A 21638-nucleotide genomic window follows, 5' to 3' on the forward strand; every position below is an offset into this window, starting at 1 on the left:
TGCCTAAAAGTTGTAGCCACCAAATCCCATAATCCTCAAATCCCAAAAATCCTAGTCTGTGCCTGATATAATCTCCTGAAATCTAGCCTCCCCAATGTGTTCGATGATTGCCTGTAAGTACCTCGCTGTAACATCTGCATTAGGTAAGCCAATTTGTTGGTTAATTTGGTAAGCCTGTACTAAAAGAGGAATAGCATCTTCGTAATTTGCTTGGTCAAAATACAGTCCTCCCATGTTGTTTAATGTAGTTGCTATACCTGGCATATCTCCAATTTGATGGGTTATCTCCAAACTTTGTTCCAAATTTTGTATAGCCTTGTCGTATTCGCCTTTGGCATTATAAATTTGACTGATATTATTTAGAGTGGTCCCCTCGCCTTGCAGGTCGCCGATTTGTTTTTGGATCTTTAAACTTTGGTTTAAATACTGCAAAGCCTTATCGTATTCACCTTTTGCATAGGCAGTTGTTGCTAAATTATTCAGAGTGGTCCCCTCACCTTTCCTATCACCGATTAGCTGCAGGATTTTTAAACTTTTTTCTAAATAACTTAAAGAAGTATCGTATTCACCTTTGGCATTATAAATTTGGCTGATATTGTTCAATGTGGCGCCTTCTCCTTTCCTGTCACCAATTTGTTGTCTAATAGATAAACTCTGTTCTAAATATCGCAAAGCATTGTCGTAATCACCCTTAGCGTCATTGATTTGACTTATATTATTTAAAATAACGCCTTCCCCTTGGCGATCACCAATTTGTCGCTTAATTACTAAGGATTGTTCTAAATAATTTAAAGCAGTATTATAATCACCTTTAGTGTGAGCAGTTGTTCCTAAGTTATTTAGGGTAGCACTTTCGCCTTTACGGTCGCCGATTTCTTGAGTTATTGTAAGGCTTTGTTCCAAAAAACGCAAGGCCGTATCATAATCGCCCTTGGCATGAGCAATTGTTGCTAAATTATTCAAAGTAGCACTCTCGCCTTTGCGGTCACCGATTTTTTTATCAATTGTCAAGGCTTGTTTATATAATGCTAATGCTTGGTCATATTGACCAAATAATTTCAAAATAACTCCTTGGTTGAAAAGTGCTGTAGAAATAAATTTCTCTTCTGTATTTTTCTCTAATACGGTTTGATTTAATTCAAGAGCCTGCGGATAAAGTCCGATGAGTTGGTAATGATTTTGTATAGTAAAAGAGGTTTGAGCAAACTGTCCCCAGGCTTCGGCTATTTCGAAATAGTCTCGTGCTAAAATTTGGTCATTCAATGTAGATTGCCTTGTGAAATATTCCCCTGCTTGTAAGGCTCTAACTTTTATTTCCGTAGGAGGAATAATGTTATGCTTCATCCACTCTCGTGTTAACCGATGTACTTCAAAGCGATTTTCTTTTTCGAAAAAGCATAATGACCAGTCTTGTAAGGCTTCTAAAACTGGAATTAAGCTTATTTCATCTTGACCACTTACAGCCGCTAAAGCAGTTAATGGTGTACGTGTAATAAAAATAGAAGCGATTCGAAAAATGGCTTTTTCTTGCTTGGTTAAGCACTCATAAGCCTTTGCAAGTAGAAGACTTTCAAATACGTCGGCTTCGGCTTGGTTGACTAGTGCCCATTGGAAGGTCTTTTCCTTTTTCAGTAAAGCCTCCAAGTACTCGTAACCTCGAGGGTGGCCGTCGAGACGCCGGTATACCTCTTCTCGGTGGATGAGTGGTATATTACGAAGTACTTTGGAGTAATTGAGCAGGCGGTATTGCTCTGCATAACTCATTTTGTCTAGAGCAAGATGTTCGACCTCCTCTGCCAGATTCTCTATTTTGTAGCGGGTAGTGAACAGGAGGTGGCAATTCACAGGAGTATTTTTACACAAGTGCTTTAAAAAGGTCAGTAAAGACTCGCTTCCAATCTCCCCCTCTTCGGTTTGTACATCCTCTACATTATCGAAGATCAATATGGTTTTTCGTCCTTGGAGGTAGTTGTCGATCAGCAATTGGAGCTTGTCCTGAGGAGGTATTTTCGGGTTGTCTATTGTCTGCTGCACAGACTCTGCCAACTCCGGCTTAGCGTTGGCAAAACGTTTGGCAAGGTCGGTCAGAATGTGCGCCTCATTGATCTGATGGCCATTTCTGAAGATGATGATGCTATGGCTATGGTTATCGTAATTATGGGCAAAGGCTTCCGCTAACGTGGTTTTACCCAGGCCACCTAGGCCGTGTAAACAAACGTGCCGCCCCGCCCGGAAGGCTTGGCGCAGCTGGATCAGGTAGCGTTTGCGACCAATAAACCCTTCCCCAATCAGCCGCGACTGCTTGGTTTTGAGAAAGCTGCTGCGGGGGTGAAAATACTCGGGCAGCTGGTAGGGCTGAGCTTTGTCGATCAAAGGCCCTACCCATTGATTCTGGTATACCACGGGTGTAAACCATTCGGCGATGTGCAGAATTTGTGGGGCTGTTTCTCTGCGCAACACGATGTCGCGGTGCAGTGCCTCGCGGGCGTAGGCCAGGGCGCGGGTGAGTGACAAGCCTTTGGCCAGCTGGGTATACAATTCGGTGGTAAACACCTTGGCTCCTTCGTCGGTCACGGCAAAACGCATGGCCACGATGCTGGGCAGGCCGTAGGCTGCTGCTTGTTCCGTCACGCCGCCTTCGCTGCCGGCAATGGCCGTTTCGCTGGCACTCAAAATCAGGAGTTTGACGCAGGCGTGCTCTCGTAGCGTTTCGGCCAAGCTTGTACCAGAGACTTGTTCTTCGTCGCCGCCTTCGTTTTCGAAATAGAGAGCTCCCTTTTTTTTCTTTGTGTGGTAAGCCTTTGTTCCACTGATGTGTACGATATCGTGTTGGCGGGCGCGGAGAGTTTTGTCCNNAGGGAGGCATTGTCCAGAAACTCGATCACAATTTTCGGTTGCTGGTCGCCGGTGGCTTCCAGGGCACCAATGGCTTGAATGAGGCGGGTTTGCTCTTCTTCGATTTGCAGCATTTTACTCCGTTCGTCCAGGTCTTCAGGGAGTACAGTGATAAACAGCATCTTCAGTGGGGCGGCGGTGGCGTGCTTGCCTTGCATGCGGAAGGCTTCGAGCGAGTTGGCTTTCGTGCGTACGAGGCCAAAATGATTACTGGTGAGGCTCTTTTTGGTTATGCCCAGTTTGACGGAAAATAGCTTGGGCAAGGCCATTTCAAAGGGCACGTTGATGATCGCGTCATCGTCGGCAGAAATGGCCAGCAGCAATTCGTCGATGCGTTGTTCTTCGAGGAGTCGGATGAAATCAGCGCAAGCTTTTTTTATTTCTTTTATAAAGAAAGTTTGAAAAATCTGTTTCGCTATTTTAGTCTCGGAAGGATGAATTTTGTTATTATAAGGTGTACTAATACCATGGTAATAGATTTGGGTATCGAGGCTACGGCGAAAATTTTGAAAGTCAGTTATGTCATCAAATAGATTTCTACTTATAGAAATATTAATATCCTTTTTTAAAAGATTCTCACCTACTGCTCCTAGCACACTCAGCCTAGATTCGGTACTTTTTAAACCTAAATTAAGTGTGTATTTTTCAGGGCTTTCTGTTTTTTTTATGCTAAGAAATAAAATAATTTTTTGAAGGTCTCTGTCAATTGCATATACTCTTTCTTTAAAATAAATTTCACCGGTCGAATTTATATGATATGTAAGGTTACTGTTTTTTGTGTTATCAAAAAGAACAGGTTTTTTGACATTTGAAATTATTTCTGCTACTTTTCTGATTTTAGAAGTGAATCCTTTGACTGGACTTTCTTTGGCTTTGTCTACTGGGAAAAGTAAATTTTCCCCAAATGATAAGCCACTGTTATATTCTATAAAAGTATCATTAATATATGTGTCCTTCTTTAAATAAGCCTCGCCGAACTTACCCATTATGTTAAACAGAGGCGTGTACAACTCCTCAAAGTCGTCTTTGAATTTTTGAGTCCATTCATTAACTCTTTCAATAATAAAAGGATCTATTCTTGAGAGTATTGGTATTATAATTGATTTTCTATATCCTTGTGAAACATAATCAGATTCCCTTATTGATTTAGCAATTCTCAAGCTACCCTCAAAATTTTGTTGAGTAGGAGCAACTACCATAACATTGATGTCAGGCATTTGTATATTAGGAATACCACTGTAATTACTAATACCTGTACGACTATCAATAAGAATGTAATCATACTTTGATTTTAAGCCTTCCTTTAACCATTCAATATAGTTCTTGCCATCATAAATGTCGTAGAATTCATTCCAGTCAAAATCATATAACTTTTGGGTGTATTCAGTTTTTTTTCCAGCAGAAACTAGATCTATAGTGCCTTCATTTGATGTAAGGCATTTCTGAATATATTTTTCACTGAAAGATGGAATAGTGTTTTTGTCAATGTCTGATGATTCTTTTACAAAAAGAAGATAATCTGTAAACAAATCAATTAACCCATCTTGATCAGGGTTTGTGTTATTAAAAAAGAAAGGTAGACCTGGTGCTTCTAAATCCCAATCTATTAATAAAACTTTCTGGTGGAATTCAAAGCAAAGGCAACTTGCGATATTAGCTAAAAGTTGAGTTCTTCCCACCCCTCCTTTGTATGAATAAAATGAAACTATCATTATCCTAAATGTCTTGTATTGTTAGTGATGTTTTTACTTCCTTTGAAAATGTCTACTTGGATATTATGACCTAACTGCATACAAAGAGTTAAAATGTTTTTTTGAAAATTATCTTTATCTGGAACCTGAAAGTAAAATGGAGCATCAGGTTTTTTTGCATCTATATGCCATTTGTAAACTATCCGCTTTGAAAATAATTTCGAAAAATGCTGAATGTTTTTTGGTAAATAGGAACAGGTAGGCGAAATCACGCCTCCAATTGGAATATTCCCAATTTCTTCAATGAACTCCCTATGTACTTGATGTGATAATGATATTGGATCAAATATTAAAACTGCTTTTTCACTTATATCAATAAATGTTTCTATGTCATGATCATCTTTAATTAGTTTAGAGAGGGGGAGATCACTTTCTAAATATAAGCATCGTACTTTAGTCGTTCGTTTTGAAAAAATATTGGTTAGTATTTCATTAATATTTAGAGCGGATGGTTTTTTTCCACGAAAAGGCTTCCATTCTAATGTAGTATCATGATAGTAATCTTTTGAAACGACATCTTTGAAACAAGAATTATAGAAGTCTTTTAAATCCTCGTCATCATCACACTCGTCCTTTTGATACAAAACTCTTCGTTCTTCGATTTTAAAGGAGGTCATTTTTTCATCGAGTAAAGTCGAGAAATCATCTTGAGTCATTGCAACAATAATTATCACAAATGCATTTTCTGCTTCTTTATTGATGAAATTATAGATATCACCAACTTGCATGTCACCGGTGACACGTATTGTATTATACTTAACAATATTTTTTTGATCACTCATTTTTGTCGCCTACCCGGAATTTATTAGCGTTAATAATATTATTTTCTACCACATTATTTTCACCTTCCGTTTTGTCGGTGTTTTCTCCAATGTTTCCGACGTGGAAATCTCCCTTCAAATTTATCCAATTGCCTCTTACAATATTATTGAAACGTTTAATAATACCGCTGTTATCATCAGTGTTTTTGAACCTCCAAATAAAGGCACATATCATACCAATTACTCCTAAGGTTGCATAAATGGGCTCAATGTCTTCTTGAATCCAATTTGGACGAGTAACCCATTTTGCCCAGACTAAACACAAGTATAATCCTAATAAATAGAAGGAAAGCTCAATTAACTGAATGAATTTAAACTTCATGATGTAATGAATTTATCCGGTGATTTTTTGAATTTTAGTAAAAATATGAATAATCCTCATTCTTTTTAACCAGAGGGCCGTTCAAAAATATCGGAAGATAGACAACTGACTATGCTATGTTGTGGTAATATGACTATCGCAATTTATAAGAGGTTGGTGGTTGGCTCACTATTCTTTTGAACTCAAAGAACAGCAAGTCTATAATCCATTGGAGCAGAGCGGCAGGCACCCTAGTATCGAGGAACAATGGCACGGCCCCAAATACCATAAATACTCCCTCTTTTTTCGTATCCCTCTTGTGGCTAAATACGGTAGATTATTTTGCTTGTCGCTATTCTGAGCTTATTTATCGAAGGTTTGAAATTGTTAGTAAAAAAACGCAGGAAACTTTAAACTACTTTAAAGTTTCCTGCGTTTCTTTGCGGATGGAAAGAGTAGTCCATTGCTTGAATTCCCAACAACACTAAAGTGTTAAATTCTCAAGCTCAATAGGGGAGAGCGGCTAATCAAAGCATGATAAAACAGCAGATAATAACGAAATCGGAGGAATTGTTCATGCGCTACGGCATACGTAGTGTGAGCATGGATGATATTGCCCGGGAACTTGGCGTTTCCAAAAAGACTTTATACCAGCAGGTTGAAAACAAGTCGGATTTGATTCGGCAGATATTTGTTGAACGATCATTGGTTGAACGGCATGAGATTGAAGTGATGCGGAAGAAATCTGCTAATGCGATTGAGGAGATGGTAGAGGTAGCACGTTTTATGATCAGTCGGTTAAGCAAGGTTTCTCCAACATCTCGCTATGATTTGGAAAAATACTACCAGGATGTTCATCGAGAGCTGGATCATTTGCACATGACCTTTTTTACTCACTTTATTCAGGAAAACCTGACTAGGGGGATAGAAGAGGGCTTGTATCGACGGAGTACTAAAGTGGCCTTGGTTGCCAAATTTTTTGTAGGCATGGCTACTCGCTTAGCACATAATGAATACTTCTCGGTAAAAGAGCACCGCTTGGAGGATCTGGTTAGTCAACTATTTGTATACCATATCCACGGGGTTGCATCAGAAAAAGGAATGCAAGTTGTGCGGGAATACCTGGGGGATGAGGATGAAGAAAAAATTTAGTAATCATTTTATCAATCAAGTGGCTTGTTTTAGGCATACCACTATATAACTAACAATTCATGAATCACCCATTGCGTGTCGTTCTCCTTTGCACGCTGATGACCATGTTGCAAACCGGTTGGAGCCAATCTGCTGAGATGAGCATGGATCAATTGATCGATTATGCGCTGGCGAACAGCCCGGAAATGCTGGATGCTCAATTGAAAGTTCAGGATGCAGAAGCTCAAATTTTGCAAAGTAAGTCTACTGGTTTGCCACAAGTGAGTGGTAGTGGTACCTACCAGCGTTATTTCGAAGTACCTGTTGTGCCTTTACCTGCCGAGTTTACGGGGGGCGAGCCACAGGAGGTTTCTTTTGTATTAAAAAACAACTTGACAGCAGGCGTCAATCTGGATGCAATGATCTTCGATGCGGCCTATTTCGTCGCACTTAAGGCTGCTCGTGCTGCTCGTACCTATGCACAACTAGAGTTGGTAGACCGCCAGCGTCAGGTACGCCAACAGGTGCGTGATGTATACTTGCCAGTACTTTTGTTGCAATCCAATTTAGCGCAACTGGACAAGAACTTGGCGAACCTGGAAGACCTCTATGAAGAAACCCAGCAGATTTACGAAGCTGGTTTTGCTGAGCAGTTGGATGTTGACCGTCTGGCGCTTTCGTTAGCTAATCTGCGGACCGAACGTGATGCCTTGGATCGCCAGTATGAGAATGCTTTGCGGGCGCTCAAGTTTACCATCAATTATCCTGCCGGGCAAGCGCTCACAATCGGCGATGATATGGAAGCTATGTTGGCGGAAGATAACGCGGAAATGCTGACGATGACTGTCAATTATACCCGTCGCCCGGAAATTAACCTTCTGGACCAGGCCATAGCGCTGAGTGATTACAATATCGAGAATTTTAAGACCGGTTACCTTCCTAGCCTTCGTGGCTTTGCAGGTTATCAGTACCAGTACCAAGGCAATGATTTCAAAAGTGGTTTCTGGGCACCTACTGGTTTTGTAGGCCTTACTTTGAATGTTCCTATTTACGATGGTGGATTCAAACGTTCACAAATCGATCGGGCAACTATTACTCGCCAGCAGGTACAAGTACAGCGTTCAACCGTACAACGGCTTATTGACCTGGAGGTGGAAAATGCTCGTGCTACTTACTTGAGCTCTCAGGAACGACTAAAAGACAGAGAAGATAACCTTGCGCTTGCGCAACGCATCTACGATACCACCCAGGTGAAGTACCGGGAAGGTGTGGGTTCCAGTTTGGAAGTCAACCAAGCGGAACAAGCGCTCTACACCTCTCAGACCAATCGTCTGCAGGCCATCTATGATGTTCTGCAAGCCAAGGTGGCGCTCGAAGAAGCACTGGGCGAAAACTAAGCCTCAATTTATTTTTTGCGCAATACTAACATTAAAATATCAACCTGCTAACTAGCATACCTTATGAAATTTTTCATTCCATTTATGATGCTGGCGCTGATCTTTGCCAGCTGTCAGGCAGAAGCGCCAGAGGGAGAACTCCCCGCCAGCTTAGACGAAAAGAAAACCCTTCTTCGGGAGAAGCGTATCGCACTGAAAGGTTTAAGTGATGAGATCAAAACCCTGGAAGATGCTATTGCTGCCCAGGATCCAGAAAGCCAGGATGCCGGCATTTTAGTAGCTACTACAAAGGTAGCCAAAAGCGACTTTGCCAGTTATGTTGTCCTTCAGGGCAGTGTTACGGCAGAAGATTTGACTGACGTTACCGCCGAAATAGGTGGGCGCATTTTGCAACTTGAGGCAAAAGAAGGGCAAACCGTTCGCCGTGGTCAACTGATCGCTGTTTTAGATGTAGAAGGCTATCAGAAACAACGAGAAGAGTTGGAAACAACACTAAGCTTGGCTGTTGATGTTTTTGAGAGACAGAGACGCCTCTGGGACCAGAACATTGGCTCGGAGATTCAGTTCCTTCAGGCAAAGAACAACAAAGAGCGATTGGAAAAAAGCCTGAGTACCCTAGACCTTCAGTTGTCGAAAAACAAAGTTTATGCTCCGATTTCCGGAGTGGTGGAACGCGTTGTATTACAGTCTGGAGAATTGGCGGGCCCTGGCGTACCGATTATTCAAATTCTCAATACCAGCGAACTTAAGTTGGCCGCTGATGTGCCAGAAAATTATATCCGCTCGGTAAGCCGTGGGGAGAAAGTAGAGGTTGCAGTACCGGCTTTGGGTATAGAACAGACGCTACCAGTAAGCCTTATTGGCAAAACCGTTGACCCTGCTAACCGTACCTTCAAGGTAGAAGTAAAGCTGCCTACTAACCCTGATTTGAAGCCTAATCTGCTGGCGGAAATGAAAATCAAGGAGTTTGTTGCTGAAGATGTCGTAACAATCTCTATGGATTGGGTGCAGCAAGAAGTAGGTGGCAAGCGCTTCGTATTTGTCCTCGATGAAAATGAAGACGGAGGTATGATTGCCCGTAAGCACTATGTGAAAATAGGGGAGTCTTACGACGGCAATGTCATCATTACAGAAGGCCTTATTGGTGGCGAACAATTGATTACAGAAGGTTCACGTGACCTTACTGATGGTCAACTCATTAAAATAAATCAACCGGCTAATAATGGCTAAGAATAAAGAATACCGCTCGTTTGGGCTAACGGAACTGGCCGTTGATAATGCAACCAGTATTTTTATTCTGGCCTTTATGATTTTGCTTTTTGGATTGCGCAGTTATTCTGCTGTTCCTAAAGAGCAATTTCCGGAGGTACAGTTTCCTCAGGTTTATGTTAATACCCCTTACTTTGGTAACTCTGCAAAGGATATCGAAAGTTTGGTAACCCGTGAACTGGAGAAGGAATTACAGTCGGTGGATGGTGTGAAAACAATTCGATCCACCTCTATTCAGGATTTTTCGGTGATCACCGTTGAGTTTAACAGTGGTGAAGACATTGACGAAGCCGTCCGCAAAGTAAAGGATGCTGTAGATATTGCAAAGCAGGAGTTGCCTTCTGATTTGGATCAGGATCCTACCGTGATGGACATTAATCTGGCCGAAATTCCTATTGTTACCGTCAATATCTCCGGAGAGTATGAGCTGGATGAATTGATCAACTACGCGGAATACCTACAGGATGAAATTGAAACCCTTGATGAAGTAGCTCGTGCTGAAATCAAAGGCGACCGAGAACGCGAGGTGAAGATTGATGTGGATTTACGCCGCATGGAGAGCACTCAGGTGAGTTTCACAGATATTGAAAACGCTATTGCTTCGGAGAACCTCACGCTTTCAAGCGGTGAAATCGTTCGCAATGAATTCCGTAGAGCAGTAAGGGTCGTTGGGGAGTTCAAGTCAGTAGAGGAAATAGAAGATATGATTGTGAAGAGTGAAAACCTTCGCCCTATCTACCTCAAGGACATTGCAACGGTGACCTTCGGCTACAAAGAGCGAACCAGTATCGCTCGTGCTGATGGCAACCCGGTGGTGTCACTAAATGTGATCAAGAAACAGGGAAAGAACTTGCTGTCTGCCGCAGATAACCTCAAGGCCATCATTGCAGAAGCACAGGTTGATGCATTGCCCTCGGATTTGAATATTAGCTTATTCAACGACCAGTCGGATAATACCCGTGAGCAGGTAGCCAACCTGGAGAATAGTATTATCTCTGGTGTTATCCTGGTGACCTTGATCCTTTTGTTCTTCCTCGGGTTACGTAATGCCCTCTTTGTAGGTATCGCTATTCCGTTGAGTATGCTGATGGGGATTTTGTTTATCTACATGAGTGGCGTGACGCTAAACATCGTGGTGCTTTTTGCCTTGATTTTGGCCCTCGGACTCTTGGTGGACAATGGTATTGTGGTCATTGAAAACATCTATCGCTACGTTCAGGAAGGGCATTCCTTGATGGAGGCTTCCAAGAAGGGGGCAGGAGAGGTTGCTTTACCTATTATTGCTTCAACGGCTACGACTTTAGCTGCTTTTGTACCGATTGCCTTTTGGCCAGGGTTGGTAGGTAGTTTTATGAAATACCTGCCGATTACGCTCATCATTGTTCTTACCAGTTCTTTGTTTGTAGCACTGGTGATTAATCCTGTGTTTTCAGCCACTTTTATGAAGATGGAAGAGATAGCAGGAACCAGGGAAGAACGTCGGCGTAAAAACCGAAACGTACTGATCTTTGCAGGAGGAATGATGCTCATTGGTGTGTTAGGACTATTGGCAGGAGCAGGTTGGCTATTCAATATTATGCTGATTGCAACGGTTGTAAGTCTTCTGCATTTCTTTGTTTTTCGTCCTTCTGCATTGCGTTTTCAAAATAATTTCTTGCCTCGCTTGGAGACGGCCTACGATCACTTCGTGAAATGGGCCCTAGAGCGGCCGTGGCAGATTTTTGTGGGAACCTTTGTACTACTCGTTTTATCATTGGTTTTGCTGGGTATTCGACAACCCAAGGTAGACTTGTTCCCAAGTTCAGATCCTTTGTATGTCAATGCTTTTGTGGAGCTGCCACTTGGGACGGATATTGAAAAAACCAATAGGGTAGTAGCAGAACTGGAAGAGAAGATCACACAAGTGGTGGAACCTTACGGAGATGTTGTGCAGTCGATCCTTACCCAAATAGGGGAAGACACCGCCGACCCTAATGGTCCGCCAGAACCGGGATCTTCGCCAAATCGTGCCCGCTTGACGGTTTCTTTTGTGCCGGCTCGTGAGCGTGGTGATGTTTCTACTTTTAAGATCATGGAAGAAATTCGTGAAGTTACTGGTGGTACTGCAGGAGTAGCTGTTTCAGTAGATAAAAATGCCGATGGCCCACCAACAGGTAAGCCTATTAACTTGGAATTGCAAGGCGAGGATATTGACCAACTAGCAATCCTTTCGGAGGAGGTCATTGCATACATCAACCAGCAAGGAATTCCGGGTATCGAGAAACTACAGGCAGATGTAAAAATCGGTAAGCCAGAGTTGATCATTACAGTTGACCGTGAAGCTGCCCGTCGTTACGGTATCTCTACTTACAATGTGGCCTCTACTATTCGTACGGCTTTATTTGGTAAGGAGGTAAGCAAGTACAAATTGGGAGAAGAGGATTACCCGATTTTTGTGAGGCTAAACGAGGACTCCAGGTCTAGTATTGATGACCTGATGAATCAGAAGGTTACTTTCCGGAATCCGGGTAATGGCCAGATCGTGCAAGTGCCTATTTCAGCCGTTGCAGAGATGGAATACTCTAGTACTTATTCGTCTATTAAGCGGAAAGATCTGGATAGGGTAGTAACTATCTTTTCTAACGTTCGTGATGGCTATAATGCCAACGAGATTGTTGGTCAGATCGATGAGGCTCTGGGACAGTTTGATATGCCCTCTGGGTTTACCTACGAGTTTACCGGTGAGCAGCAGCAACAGGCAGAAGATACGGAGTTTTTGAGTGGGGCCTTTTTGGCAGCGCTGTTCTTTATCTTTATCATTCTTGTTGCTCAGTTCAATAGTATTACGGCGCCCTTTATTATTATCCTTTCTGTTTTGTTTAGTACAATTGGTGTATTCCTTGGGTATGCTATTTTCCTACAGGATATCTCAATAGTCTTTACTGGTGTGGGGATTATTTCCCTTGCCGGAGTGGTCGTGAACAATGCTATTGTCTTGATTGATTATATCATTCTTTTGATAAGCAAAAAGATCGAAGCCAAGGGGCTGAAGAGCATGTACGAATTGGATGCAAAGGATGTACGAGATAGTATTATCAAGGCAGGAGCTACACGTTTGCGTCCCGTGTTATTAACCGCAATTACAACGGTTCTTGGTTTGGTACCACTTGCGATAGGTTTTAACTTTGACTTCTTCTCATTGATTACTGATTGGGACCCACAAATATTTATTGGTGGAGATAATCAGGCATTTTGGGGACCGATGGCTTGGACGGTTATCTATGGCTTGACTTTTGCTACATTCCTTACATTGGTCGTTATTCCGGTTATGTACTGGCTGGCATATCGCTCCCGTTTATGGATAAATAGTGTATTCGGGCCGAAAAAGAATGTAAAGAACGCATCAACAGAGTGAGAATTTTTGTGACACCTTTTTTTTCATCACTTTTCATATATAGCAAGATACTTTGTTGGTGTCCTGTTTATTTAGGGTTGAGTAAATTCCGTTTTTTCAAAAAAAAGCCCACTTAACCTAGGAAGTATAAGAAAAAAAATATATGTTTGCATTGTAATCACTTGGTCTCCAAGGTTACAAATGAACTGCAAAATTTTCCTCTATTTGAGAGTGAATATAAAGATGTAATTTTTTTCATGTGATATGATTTTCCGCTGGAAACGTAAGTTTCCAGCTTTTTTTTGCCCATTATTGCCGTTTACTATGTCACATTTGTTGTGTTTTATGTAGTATTATAGAAGCGTTATGGGCTTTAATTTGTGTTATAAGAAAGATTAATACGGTTTAATTACCGTCCAAAATACAATTGGGTGAGTGTTTGTTCATAGTTAGAATCCCCCCTTGGTTGGGGGATTTTTTTCATCCTCTTAAGAATTTGTGTTGTTCATAGTGTTTGTTTCGAACCCCGTCCTTTGATGGGGTTTTTTTATGCCCCTAAACTTCATAGATTCAGAGGTGTTTTAAAGGAAGAAAGTAAAACATTAGACTATGCTATTAGATTTAGGAGATCTTCGAGAGGACTACAATAAGGATGAACTTTCCATTGAAGATACTTGCCCTAGTCCGTTCGATCAATTTAAACAGTGGTTTGCTGCCGCTCAGGAATCGGAGGTACGAGAGCCTAACGCCATGACGCTGGCAACGATTGCTGCAAATGGCCGGCCTAAAGCAAGGATCGTGTTACTCAAGCATGTAGACGAGCATGGCTTGCTGTTTTATACCAATTATGATAGCCAAAAAGGGCAGGATTTGGTAGCTAACCCTGTCGCCAGTCTCGTTTTTTTCTGGGATGCCCAGCAGCGGCAGGTAAGAGTTGAAGGTACTGTTGAAAAAATTAGCGAAACATCCTCGCGCGACTATTTTCAGTCTCGTCCAAAGGGGTCACAAATAGGAGCTACAGCATCTCCACAAAGTCAGGTCATTTCTGACCGTGAAATCCTGAAAAATAAAGTTATTCAATTGGAAGAGGCTTATGCTGATCAGGAAAAATTACCCTTGCCAAACAACTGGGGTGGCTTTCGCCTTATTCCCGACTGCTTTGAATTCTGGCAAGGGAGGAGCAGCCGCCTGCATGATCGTATCCGCTACCGGTTGGTGGATGGAGAATGGTTGCGCGAGCGGTTGGCACCATAGGAGGGGCCACCAATCAAAGTTCAAGGAAAATTCATGAACTTGCCTTGAACTTAACACGATTTTGGTTTTGTCCGGTGTTTGTCCTAGTCCAAAAAGGATGGATTTTTGAAAGATAGCTGTTCTTTTGTAGCATAGCGTTGTTGCATTGCTTTTTAACCCAAACAATAAACACAAAAGTTGTAAGTACTGACTTTTACAGTAGTGTAACACGCTCTTTTCAGCGGAAATTACAGATGAAAATTACTTCCGGTTTGTCAGGTTGAAAAGAAGCATTTAAGGGCCTGATAGTATTGGCTTCACAAGCTACAACCCTTTACCAAACCACTTTGCATTCAAGAATCAGTCACTATGTTTAGGCGTAATGACTGGTTCTTTTTTTTCTCCCCCCAAGGAGAACCTAGTAACGGGTATAGCACATTAGAATGTGCTGATGAAGGTATCTAGCGTGCTGGTGTCAGGTAGATTTAATTTTTTACTCAGTCGATGTCGACTACGCCAAACACTATCTCGGGCAATGCCCAGCGTTTCTGATATCTCAGACGTTTCAAAGCCTAATTTGATGAGTAAAAATAGACGAGTTTCAGCGGATGTTAAATTAGGGAAGTCCAATTTCATTTTTGGGATAATATCAGGCAATTGCTCATTGAAGCGTCGCTGAAATCGCCCCCAATCGGCAGGAGTCAGTATCTTCATACTGGTTAAGTGATTATCAGGTGTCCTATCGTTATTCTTCGCTGAGTGGGAATTCGCATCTGTAATGCGCAGTTGTAGTTCTTCTATTATTTGATCTTTAAGTGATAGAATATCGATGGTTGCGTGGAGTTCTGCCTTTGTTTCTACCAGGTCTTTCTGCGCAAGAAGTAATTCTTGTGATTTCAGGCGTTCGTTGGTTTCCGCTAATTGTTTTTTTTGCTCTAAGGCGTTTTTTTCCTTTTCTATCAATTGGTGTTTAACACGTTGTCTCTGATAGAGGAATAATAGTAAGCCTATTGAAAGTAAGGCAAGGAGGGATACAATGAGATTTTTCTGGCGAGTGATTTCGTGTTGTGATTCCAAGGCCTCAATTTGATAAGCTTTTTGCGCCAATCGGAAGCGAGCATCTGCATTAGCAGTTGCTTTTATCCTGTCTGAGGTGATTTTGGCTTTAGTCAGTCGAAAATTCTCTTTTTCTGCCAGCCATGCCTTTTGGTAGCGTTGTTTTTTGGCATAAAGTTCCCCCAGTAGTTCGTAGCTCTTTGCTAAGTTGCCTGTGTCAGGTGTGGCCAGTGTTTCCGTAAGGTAAATCTCTGCCGAGTCTAATTTCTCTAAGCATAAATAACATTCGCCAAGTGCCAGTCCATATTGGTAATGGCTAAAAAGGTTGCTTTTGTGTAGATTTCGTTGGTAGGCATCTAAGAAATAAGGGAGTGCTATTTCACATTCTCCTTTCATAAAATAAGCTCTTGCCAGCCAGTAGATAAACCTGGCAGGTGGAGGGGAGGATTCATTCTCTTTTTTAAAAAGCTCAATCGCTTTTTTTGTCCAAATGATACTGGAATCAGGGTCTGACCTTAAATAATAAGAGCTGAGACCAGATGCTACTCCTGCTTTGAATCGCCCGGGGTTATCCAGTTTTGATGCGTTTGCGTTCCACATCTTTTTCCACCAGAACAATTCTTGGGGTTTGTTGCCACTGCGTTCATAGGCGATAGCTATATCTCTATATAGATAAGCCCGTCGATGGGAGAAAGTAGTGTCATTAATATTAAGTAAGTCCAATACTTCAAAATAGCCTTGGAGGGCATCCGCATAATTATTTTGATACAAGTAGCTACGAGCCATCAGGTAGGTGGCATCGCTGGCATCTAAGGGGCGATGGAGTCGGATATACCGATCATGGGCATCCGCCAGACAAACCTGGGCAGAGTCAAATTTGGCCAGGTCTACATAAAATTCACCTCGTACCATTTGGGCAAAAGCAAACACCGTATCATGCGGGTAGTTCTTTTCGTAAAGCTCCAAGAGCCGAAAATTTACAGCAGGGTTGGTTCTCGGCATGTGGTACCAAATACTTAGGCAGCCCCAAGGTTGAAGATCGGCAGGCACTTCGGCTTTTAGTCGTGCGACGCAAGAATCTGCATTGGACAGGGGATAGGTCGCCAGATAGTCGCCTCCATGAGCTGCATTCTGGGTTTCGAAAAACGTGTTGTCCGGTTGTCCGGTTGCCTTTTTCTTACAACCGAGGGCACAGCATGTTAAGAAAGCGACCAAGGCGAAACAAAATAGGTAGAGCGGCCTGTTGCTTCTCATTATTAAGGTATTCATTTTGGTAAAAATAAGCAATGAATACTCCCTAATTAACTGCTTGGCCATTTTGTCCGGGTTTGTCCGAGTTGTTTTCTCTTTTCTCTTCGAGTGCCATTAACGAACCCACCGACTAAACAGGTGTAAAAGTAGCAATCGGTGCGCAGGCCGTGAGGCCGGAGCGCGGGGCCCGGAGGGGGCAAGGCCGAGGGATGGCAGCGGTTCCGCTTCTTAGGGGGGGGTAAAACCCACCCCTAAGGAGCGGAAAGAGCGAACAGCCTGGTGCCGTAGTGGCGGCGGCGCAGCAACGCTACTAATGGCACGGCCCCAAAAGAAGGAGAGGATGAACATAGAAGGGTGTTTTAATTGCAAATAATTGATAATGTATCCTTTGCAAAAGGTTTAAGTTTCGTATTTTGATAGCGAAATATTCCCATTAACTTTTTAAGCTCTCAAAAATGAAAAAAAGACGCAACTCTTCAAGAGTGATCTCTCACTCGTTACTCCTCCTGTTCGCAAGTTTATTTATTGGAAGTTCTTCTCTGGCTGATGCGCCAATGCTGCCTCCGCTTGATGTAGTATGCCCGGCAGCGACTGGGAAGGTCATGAAAACCAAGCGATTACAACGAATAAGTGGATCGCTGGAGCTGGGGGATCCAACCATTAATTTTCTGGACTACAGTTGTTTCTCTTCCTACTTGCAAGTTGCAGAGGGGGAGCATGAGTTTGATGTGGTCAACTTCACACCAAGTGTATCGGGGATTTATACCTTTTTTATGGGCGCCGATTTTGCGGGTAATTTTAGTTTGTCCCAAGGTAGCTTCAATGTTGATAACCCTTGTAGCCATTTGATGCAAAGTGCCGAAAGAAGCTATTTATTACCGCTACCAGGTGTTTTGCCATTACCAGAAGAACATTTGAGTTTTGACTTGCGTGCCAACGAAACTTACAGTTTGTTGATCTCCAATGAACTCGTAGGTGAGGCAGGAAGCTGGGAGGTGACGGCCTATCACGAAACAGCAGGTACGCTGAGTGGGTTCGATGCCCCAGTATTACATCCGCTGTTGTTTGATTTGCTGCTTACGGACACGAGTGAAGTGCTGTTTTCCAGCCCTCAGCAATGGATCGTCGACGAAGCAGGAAACCTGGATACAGTGGCTACGCTTGCTGCTTTTTTTGCAGGTGATGAAGCGCAACTCAATGCTTTCCTGGCACAATTGAATTACACCGGGCTACCAGCAGTAAGTGGTGATTGTGGCCCGATGGTAGTGCGCCTGAACGATGAACTTAGTCAGGGAATGACCTGTGAAGGGCTGACCATTACCCGGACTTTTGAGGTGCAAACGATAGACGAAAATTGCACCCCTGCTACTACCAGCTGCCAGCAACTGATTTCTTTTCGTTCGCCAACTTTAGCAGATGTGCAATGGCCTGCTTATTCGGCCAGTGTGCAATGTGATGAAAACTTTCCTGTAGATGGCGAAGTCGGAGGGCCTGACGATAACCCTTCGGTAGCAGCCGTAGGGAGGCCACTGCTATTGACGGCCGCAGGCTATGTAGAGCTGGATTCCAGCTATCTGAATCTTGGCGCCAGCTACGTGGATGAACCGAGGATTGTGGTGTGTGATGGAATCTATAAATACCGGCGGCAGTGGAGCCTGGAGGATGAGTGTGCCCCGGAGGGTAGCCTGATGATTCCCCAGTTGGTGACCGTAGATGACGAGGTAGGGCCTGTTTTTTTTAACCTGATGGATACGATAAGGATTTCTTCCTCTCCATTTAGTTGTTTTGCCCATTTTGCAGTGCCTGTGCCAGAGGTGACGGATGGCAATGGCTGTTCCTCCGCAGTGCTTACGACGTATGCTGTTTTGGCATTTGGAGAATTCTTTTTTGCGGGTGGGGACCTCGATGATAGTGATGTCGTTCAGTTACCCCTTGGTGAGCACATCGTTGTTTCTTGTACCGAAGATGCCTGTGGTAACGAAACTTGCGGGGAAACGGTACTTATTATTACGGATAGTACCTCGCCTACCGCTAATTGTAACTCTAATCTATCTATTCTTATTGGAGGAGGAGATACTGCGAATGGATTAGAGGGGATTGCCCGAGTATTTCCTGAGGATGTTAATAATGGATCCAATGATAATTGTGGCGAAGTGACGTTTGAATTGCGCCGAAATTATTGGCGCAATAACACCTGCGACCTGAGTGCTAACCGTTGGAGTCCTTGGGGTCCACATGTTGATTTTTATTGCTGTGATATTGATAATGATAATGTGACGATAGAGCTACGCGTGACCGATGGGGGAGGACAACAAAGTACCTGCTGGACGATTGCGGAAATAGACGATATGCTTGCTCCGTATTGCTATGCGCCCGCTGCTGCATCAATCACCTGTGGGCAGTCTCCAGTGGGCTTTCCTGCTGACATAGAAGGAGCGTATGTCAATGATTTTACAGCTACCTCGGTTTTAATGAATAGTTTGTTTGGCGAAGCTACAGGTACGGATAATTGTGCAGTGGACACCTTGGTAGAAAACCAGCCCCTTTTTCAGTTCAACGATTGTGGTTGGGGAACCATCATCCGTCGTTTTGAAACTTGGCAGTTGTTGCCGGAGGGTGATGTGAATGGCAATGGAGCGATTGACATAGCGGAAGTGCTGCGATCTACGAATAACTGTACTCAGGTTATTACAGTAGCAGAAGCCCATGATTTTGTGATTGATTTTCCTCAGGACGTTATCGTTGACTGTAGTGAAACAGATTTCCCAGGTGTGGTGACTACTTCAACAGGCTGTGATGTATTGAGCATCAATATCGGTGACCCGGTACCCTCTACTGTTTCAGGAGAGGAGTGTAACCAGGTGAGCATCACCTACGACGTCATCAACTGGTGCGTGTGGGATGGCGCTTCAGAAGGCTGGGAAGTTCCCCGCCTCACGGAAGATGACGGTGAACCGTTTGGTACAGGTTTTGGCGTAGAAGCCGCTGAACGTCCTGTATTGCGAATCACCTCAACGACTGGCCCTGACGATGAAAACTGTGACGGTATCTTGAGCACCGCTGAAAATGGTGTGGATGATGCGACTAATATTCGTTACTTCTTGCTACTAGATCGCAACCACCCTGATGTAGATGGCGATTCTAGTCTGCCGGATGTCCAATACGATAATGTCGCAGAAACACCAGAAGCTTGTCTACCCGCTGATGAGAATGGGCTGCGTAATTATGGCCGTTTTCGCTATACGCAGTTTGTGAAGGTGCTGAATGTGGAAAGCATCGAGACCAATGTGTTGGCCTTTGGAGGGCCGACGGCTAACTGCCCTGACCTTCTACCTGGCCAGTTTGGCGATGATGATGGTGATTGTGAAGAGGAGGTTGCTATTCCTTTTTCGGTAGCTTCTGGTTGTGGCCTGTTTGCTGATGAACTGAACACCAGTGTGAGCATTGTTTCCGCACAGTTGGATGCTTTTGCGGTAGATGCGAATGGTGATAACATCATCCAAGCAGATGAATTTGTTGCAGAAGCAGGTGAGGCTGGTAATGTAATCGCCAATATTGTTACCAATAGCGATGGCACGTATACCCTTGAAGGGGCTTACCCCATTATTCCATCAGCAATGGGAGATAGTATTTACCATGCTGTATCTATTGTCGTGGAAGATGGTTGTGGTAATCAAAGTAATGAGATGATCACTTTTGATGTGGTTGATTGTAAGGCACCATTAGCTGTCTGTATCAATGGTCTAACCATAAATCTAAGCCCACAGCCAGAAGGGGGATGTGCTCTTGAAGTGATGGCTATCGATTTTAGTGGCTCTCCTATCTACGACTGTACAGGCCAAGGGCCAGAGGTCCCGTCATCAGGTAAGTCACTTATTACCCAATATGCCATTTACTTCACTTCTGAAGTAAATGATTCGACCTTTGTGCCCAGCCCAGCCGATACGAGTTTGTGGGTCACGGATGAAAACTATGAGGAAACTACGCTTGTAACTATCTTCACCTTTGACGAAGAGGGGAATTATGGTTCATGTGATACTTATATTTTAGTCCAATTTTCACATGAGTGTTTTCTTCAGCTCGGAGGAATAATTAAGACGAAAGAGGATGAAGCGATTGAAGGGGTAGAAGTAACCCTGAGCGGTAGTGCCAATATGAGCGATGAAACAGATGCTGTTGGCGACTACTACTTTGGAGGCCTGGACTTTGGTGGAGGTTTCTCCCTTGTCCCTTACCTCAATACTGACCACGGGAATGGTGTCAACACCATTGATATGATAAAAATATTGAAACACATCAATGGAACGGAGCTGTTGCAAAGCCCTTACCAATTGATTGCAGCGGACGTTGATGGTTCCGGAGATATTACGATGGCTGATTTTGATTATATCCGGCAGCTTTTACTGGGTATAATTCAGGTGTTTCCTAACAATACGAGCTGGCGTTTTGTGCTTGCTGATTACGTATTCCCAAATCCTTCTAATCCTTGGGAATCTGCGTTCCCGGAAATTATAACGCTGGGAGATGTACAAGAGGATGTTTTGGATATCGATTTTGTGGGTGTCAAAATTGGCGATTTGAATTGTACCGCCATGTCTAATTTTCAATCGCCTCCGGAGTCGTACCTTCGAGAGACGGTCAACCTTTGGGTAGAGGATATTGAAATGGGAATAGGGGAGGAATATACGATCCCTGTTATGGTCAAGGATTTGGCGCAGTTTGCCGGTTTACAGGGGACGTTTCATTGGCAAGATCTGGAGGTAATAGATATCCATTATGGACTGGAGCCCTTCTTTGGACGCGATCATCTTGGTACCCGTTATCTAGCGGAAGGCTACCTGACGATGGCTTGGTTTAAGCCAGCAGAGATGCGTGGTAAAGAAGTTGCTGGAACGACGAGTCCTTTATTCAGCTTGGTCGTCCGCGCTAAGAGAAAGGCAAAATTGAGTGAGTTATTGAGTTTCAATAACCGGTACACGGCTGCAGAGGCATATAAGATTCCGCTAGGGCAAGGAGATAGCTTGCCTGATGGAGGAGAAGAGGTGTATAATTTGGGTATTATATTCAGCGACAAGGACGTTCTAGTGCAAGGTCTTTACGAATTGTATCAGAACACGCCTAACCCATTTGCAGCAGCAACCCTGATCGGGTTCAACCTGC

General features: G+C 43.3%; 10 protein-coding genes and 1 pseudogene. 6 read left to right on the forward strand and 5 right to left on the reverse strand.

Going from position 1 to position 21638, the window contains the following annotated elements; all coding sequences use genetic code 11:
• Nucleotides 1-51: 51 nt before the first annotated feature.
• The 4 genes and pseudogenes from ACRBG0_RS15200 to ACRBG0_RS15215 form a co-directional block, all read right to left on the reverse strand.
• A complete protein-coding gene (locus ACRBG0_RS15200) occupies nt 52-2823 on the reverse strand; it encodes a tetratricopeptide repeat protein (protein WP_431487727.1) in 2772 nt (923 codons plus the stop codon).
• A 33-nt stretch (nt 2824-2856) separates the two neighbouring features.
• A pseudogene (locus ACRBG0_RS15205) lies at nt 2857-4607 on the reverse strand (KGGVGR-motif variant AAA ATPase); the annotation flags it as partial.
• Nucleotides 4607-5428, reverse strand: a complete 822-nt coding sequence (locus tag ACRBG0_RS15210; RefSeq protein ID WP_431487716.1) for a hypothetical protein — start codon at nt 5426-5428, stop codon at nt 4607-4609. The pseudogene ACRBG0_RS15205 and the gene ACRBG0_RS15210, both read right to left, overlap by 1 nt.
• On the reverse strand, nt 5421-5789 hold the full coding sequence (locus ACRBG0_RS15215; RefSeq protein WP_431487717.1) for a hypothetical protein: 369 nt from the start codon (nt 5787-5789) through the stop codon (nt 5421-5423). Before ACRBG0_RS15215 ends, ACRBG0_RS15210 begins: the two co-directional genes overlap by 8 nt.
• A 513-nt stretch (nt 5790-6302) precedes the next feature.
• Between ACRBG0_RS15215 and ACRBG0_RS15220 the strand changes: the two genes are divergently transcribed.
• The 5 genes from ACRBG0_RS15220 to pdxH all read left to right on the forward strand — a co-directional run bounded on the left by ACRBG0_RS15220 (nt 6303) and on the right by pdxH (nt 14192).
• Entirely contained in the window at nt 6303-6920 is a 618-nt protein-coding gene (locus ACRBG0_RS15220; RefSeq protein WP_431487718.1) for a TetR/AcrR family transcriptional regulator, read from the forward strand.
• Between the two features lie 59 nt (nt 6921-6979).
• Nucleotides 6980-8296, forward strand: coding sequence for a TolC family protein (locus ACRBG0_RS15225; protein ID WP_431487719.1), 1317 nt, complete (start codon nt 6980-6982; stop codon nt 8294-8296).
• A 63-nt stretch (nt 8297-8359) separates the two neighbouring features.
• A complete protein-coding gene (locus ACRBG0_RS15230; RefSeq protein ID WP_431487720.1) occupies nt 8360-9526 on the forward strand; it encodes an efflux RND transporter periplasmic adaptor subunit in 1167 nt (388 codons plus the stop codon).
• Complete coding sequence (locus ACRBG0_RS15235) at nt 9519-12959, forward strand: efflux RND transporter permease subunit (RefSeq protein WP_431487721.1); 3441 nt, start codon at nt 9519-9521, stop codon at nt 12957-12959. The genes ACRBG0_RS15230 and ACRBG0_RS15235 overlap by 8 nt, the downstream gene beginning before the upstream one ends.
• A 588-nt stretch (nt 12960-13547) precedes the next feature.
• On the forward strand, nt 13548-14192 hold the full coding sequence (gene pdxH / locus ACRBG0_RS15240) for a pyridoxamine 5'-phosphate oxidase (protein WP_431487722.1): 645 nt from the start codon (nt 13548-13550) through the stop codon (nt 14190-14192).
• A 417-nt stretch (nt 14193-14609) separates the two neighbouring features.
• Here the strand turns inward: pdxH and ACRBG0_RS15245 are convergent, their stop codons facing one another.
• Entirely contained in the window at nt 14610-16544 is a 1935-nt protein-coding gene (locus ACRBG0_RS15245; RefSeq protein ID WP_431487723.1) for a hypothetical protein, read from the reverse strand.
• A 389-nt stretch (nt 16545-16933) separates the two neighbouring features.
• On the opposite strand from ACRBG0_RS15245, the gene ACRBG0_RS15250 reads away from it, so the two are divergent.
• A partial coding sequence (locus ACRBG0_RS15250) for a hypothetical protein (RefSeq protein ID WP_431487724.1) occupies nt 16934-21638 on the forward strand: 4705 nt, incomplete at its 3' end.

It is taken from the genome of Lewinella sp., from assembly GCF_050633125.1.
Taxonomy (GTDB): domain Bacteria; phylum Bacteroidota; class Bacteroidia; order Chitinophagales; family Saprospiraceae; genus Lewinella.

What these genes read in the sequence shown, in the direction of transcription:
- ACRBG0_RS15220 (WP_431487718.1), top strand. Translation starts at nt 6,303, where the DNA reads ATGATAAAACAGCAGATAATAACGAAATCGGAGGAATTGTTCATGCGC.
- ACRBG0_RS15230 (WP_431487720.1), top strand. Translation starts at nt 8,360, where the DNA reads ATGAAATTTTTCATTCCATTTATGATGCTGGCGCTGATCTTTGCCAGC.
- ACRBG0_RS15225 (WP_431487719.1), top strand. Translation starts at nt 6,980, where the DNA reads ATGAATCACCCATTGCGTGTCGTTCTCCTTTGCACGCTGATGACCATG.
- ACRBG0_RS15215 (WP_431487717.1), bottom strand. Translation starts at nt 5,789, where the DNA reads ATGAAGTTTAAATTCATTCAGTTAATTGAGCTTTCCTTCTATTTATTA.
- ACRBG0_RS15245 (WP_431487723.1), bottom strand. Translation starts at nt 16,544, where the DNA reads ATGGCCAAGCAGTTAATTAGGGAGTATTCATTGCTTATTTTTACCAAA.
- pdxH (WP_431487722.1), top strand. Translation starts at nt 13,548, where the DNA reads ATGCTATTAGATTTAGGAGATCTTCGAGAGGACTACAATAAGGATGAA.
- ACRBG0_RS15210 (WP_431487716.1), bottom strand. Translation starts at nt 5,428, where the DNA reads ATGAGTGATCAAAAAAATATTGTTAAGTATAATACAATACGTGTCACC.
- ACRBG0_RS15235 (WP_431487721.1), top strand. Translation starts at nt 9,519, where the DNA reads ATGGCTAAGAATAAAGAATACCGCTCGTTTGGGCTAACGGAACTGGCC.